The sequence below is a fragment of the Pseudomonas sp. 2995-3 genome (genome assembly GCF_002742565.1).
Classification (GTDB): Bacteria; Pseudomonadota; Gammaproteobacteria; order Pseudomonadales; family Pseudomonadaceae; genus Aquipseudomonas; species Aquipseudomonas edaphica.
Genome location: NZ_LJSB01000009.1, coordinates 1 through 228 on the forward strand (window position 1 = coordinate 1; position 228 = coordinate 228).

The 228-nt window shown below is 37.3% G+C and carries 1 protein-coding gene; it reads right to left on the reverse strand.

Annotation, left to right across the window (positions count from 1 at the left end; genetic code table 11):
- Positions 1 to 208: cytochrome c biogenesis protein (locus AOA62_RS32135; protein ID WP_218244040.1), on the reverse strand; the 208-nt coding region annotated here is incomplete at its 3' end.
- Positions 209 to 228 lie beyond the last annotated feature (20 nt).

Genomic DNA, 228 nt, shown 5'->3' on the forward strand with positions numbered 1-228 from the left:
TTCCTAAACGTCCCATTCTCTTACTCCATTTTTTCCCTTTCAACATATGGTGCTGTAAAAAATATAGAAAAGAAAAGGCAAATGATAAAGTGAATGTACCATAGGATAGAAGAAGGAAGGTAACGTGGATAACTAACAGTTCCATCACTAAAAGCTCCATTAACTGTGGTGAGACATCGCCGGATGGAGTGATAAAGCTAATTGCCATGATAGCAAATCCTACAAGAT